Source organism: Acidovorax sp. KPB24-03, from assembly GCF_057546605.1.
In genome coordinates this window covers 1-2,561 of sequence record NZ_BAAJYR010000463.1, presented here as the reverse complement: position 1 = coordinate 2,561, position 2,561 = coordinate 1, and the positions used below count along the sequence as shown (strand labels likewise).

Genomic DNA, 2,561 nt, shown 5'->3' with positions numbered 1-2,561 from the left:
GCCAGGGGCGCGGCCTCGCCCAGCCGGCCAGCCACCACGGCCACGTGGGTGGCGCCGCCGCCGTCCGTGCCCGGGTCCACCACACGCGGAATGTCGCCGGACCAGAACATGGTGAAGTGCGGATCGACCCGCTTGGAACGCGCCGGCAGGTTGAGCCAGATCTGGAACAGCTCCAGCGGGTTGGGCCCGGTGCGGTCCAGCAGCGGGAACATCTCGGAATGCACCACGCCGTCGCCGGCGGTGAGCCACTGCACGTCGCCCTGGCCGAAGCGGGCGGCGGCGCCCAGCGAATCGGCATGGTCGATGAGGCCCTTGCGCACGATGGTCACCGTCTCGAACCCGCGGTGGGGGTGCGGCGGGAACCCGGGCACCACGTCGCCGTGGTACATGCTCCAGCCGTCCCGGCGCGAGAAGTCCTGCCCGATCTGCCGGCCGTCCAGCGGCGCATCGGGCCCCAGTTCGGCATTGCCGGGCGGATAGGCGTCGTCGTGGTGGGCGCAGAACAGGAACGGGTCCACCGTGGGCCACAGCGGGCCCAGGGGCTGGGTGTTCAGGATGGGGGTGTCGGCAACGGCTGGCATGGAAAGCTCCTGGGTGGCGCCGCGCGCGGCCCCGGCGCCCGGCGTGCACGGTGGGGTGCGGCCGGCGTGGCGCGGGCCATGCGGCGGCATGGTCTGTCACTGCACATGGGGGCGGCCGGCGGCGCTGCAACGCGGGCGCGGCAGGACGGACTGGTGCGGGGATGGAACAGTGGCCTGCGCGCGGATCATGCCGCAGGGACGGGACGGGTCCGCACTGCCATGCCATTCCAAGCCTGCATTTCAAGGAAAAACCAGTCCATACCGGCGATTTCCATGCCCGCATTGCTATCGATTCAATAGCAAGCTGCCCAACGCAGCTGGCAGGCCGCTCAATCCTGCAGCGGCTGGTTCAGCTCCGTGCGCCAGGCGGCGGGGTCCGAGCCGGTCTCGGGCCCGGTCAGGTAGCACTCCCACAGCTCGCCCGTGGGCGTGAGGCCCTCGCCCTCGATCCATTGCAGGAACTCGCCCCAGGCGCCGGCCAGGTCTTCATAGCGCCCGCGGTGCACGGTGCGGGCCACGCGCATGGCGGGCCACTCGCCGGGCTGCATGCGGCCGTGCGGGCCGATGGGCGCGGCCAGGGGCACGCTGATCTCGAAGTCGAAGGTGTCCGTGGGCCGGCGCCGGTGGTGGGTGAACCAGGGGCCGGCGGGCGAGGCGCCCTGGGCGGCAACGGCGTCCATGAGGTCGCGCACGCCCTGGCCCATGACGTGCTGGATCTCCTCGCGGGTGCAGGTGACGTGGATGAACGCCGTGGGGCGGGCGGGCAGGTCGGCGATGTGGGGCGTGTCGATCATGGGCTGAGCGGGCGCGGGGGCCGTGGTGGTCAATCGGAGGGGCGATGGCACGCGTTCGGCATCAGGGCGGGTCGGTCAGGCAGTGGGCGTGCACACCACCATCCACGGCACCCCGAACCGGTCGGCCACCATGCCGAACGCGGGCGAGAAGAAGGTGGGCGACAGCGGCATCTGCACCTGGCCGCCCTCGGACAGCGCGGCGAACAGGCGCCGGGCCTCGGCCTCGTCGGCCGGGTTGAGCGACAGCGACACGCCCTGGAAGACGGGCTGCCCTCCGTTCATGCCGTCAGAGGCCATGAGCGTGGTCTCGCCGATGCGGAACGCGGCGTGCATGACCTTGTCGCCCGGCGGCGGGGCCGCGCCCGCGCAACCGGACGCATCGGTCGGGGCGGGACTGTCCGAAAAGCGCATCAGCGCGGTGACCTCCGCGCCCAGAGCCGTGCGGTAGAACGCCAGCGCTTCTTCGCACCGGCCGTCGAAAAACAGGTAGGGTTCCACTTTCATGCGTCGTCTCCTGGCGGCCCGCGCCGGGGCCGGGTGCGGCGCCCATCACGATTGTGAACACCGTTCACAAACCATAGCCGGCCTGCCGGACAGCGTCCACCGGGGATTCCCGGACCCGGGGCGCAGGGCCAACGGTCAGATATCGGCGGCGATGGCCGGCTCGCCATGGCCCAGTGCGTCCAGGCTGATCTGGATCTGAGGCACGTCGCTCAGGTCCGGGCTGCGGCCATCGGACAGGTCTTCGAGCGCGGTGAACTGCCCGTCCAGGTACAGAAAGGTAACGGTGCCGGCGATGTCCGCCAGCGCGTCCTCGGGGCTGGGAAACCCGTCTCGCGCCACCTGGTCGCCGCCGTCCAGCGCGTAGCCGTAGCGGCCATGGGCCTCGGTCAGCCCGCCCAGGTCGATGAGCTTATCGCGCACATTGCTGGCGTACACGCGGCCGCCGGCCGCATAGAGCGTGAAGGTCTGCGCGACGCGCGCGGCCTGGGAGAGCGAGGAAGCGGTCATGGACTCATCCTTTCAGTTCCAACGAAACGGGGGCCACCCGGGACTTGCGCACAGGCCCCTGCGGTGCGTGGCGCGTCAAGTCAAGGCTGCCGGCCGGTGCCGTCGCTGCCGGTCTCGCGCGTGGCAAGCCACCAGCCGCAGACCAGGCCCGCCACGCCGAGCGCGGCCACGGCGG

General features: G+C 71.6%; 4 protein-coding genes. All 4 read right to left on the bottom strand.

Going from position 1 to position 2,561, the window contains the following annotated elements:
- Positions 1-581 (bottom strand): pirin family protein (locus AC27KI_RS22620; protein WP_487091448.1); only part of this gene is annotated, 581 nt, incomplete at its 3' end.
- 329 nt (positions 582-910) lie between these two features.
- Positions 911-1,426 (bottom strand): GyrI-like domain-containing protein, encoded by a 516-nt coding sequence (locus AC27KI_RS22615; protein WP_487090941.1) that lies wholly within the window; start codon positions 1,424-1,426, stop codon positions 911-913.
- Between the two features lie 24 nt (positions 1,427-1,450).
- Positions 1,451-1,879 (bottom strand): VOC family protein, encoded by a 429-nt coding sequence (locus tag AC27KI_RS22610; protein ID WP_487090942.1) that lies wholly within the window; start codon positions 1,877-1,879, stop codon positions 1,451-1,453.
- 135 nt (positions 1,880-2,014) lie between these two features.
- Positions 2,015-2,386 carry a hypothetical protein gene (locus AC27KI_RS22605; RefSeq protein WP_487115941.1) on the bottom strand — a complete coding sequence of 124 codons (372 nt, stop codon included), beginning with the start codon at positions 2,384-2,386 and terminating at the stop codon, positions 2,015-2,017.
- Between the last annotated feature and the right edge of the window lie 175 nt (positions 2,387-2,561).

What these genes read in the sequence shown, in the direction of transcription:
- AC27KI_RS22610 (WP_487090942.1), bottom strand. Translation starts at nt 1,879, where the DNA reads ATGAAAGTGGAACCCTACCTGTTTTTCGACGGCCGGTGCGAAGAAGCG.
- AC27KI_RS22605 (WP_487115941.1), bottom strand. Translation starts at nt 2,386, where the DNA reads ATGACCGCTTCCTCGCTCTCCCAGGCCGCGCGCGTCGCGCAGACCTTC.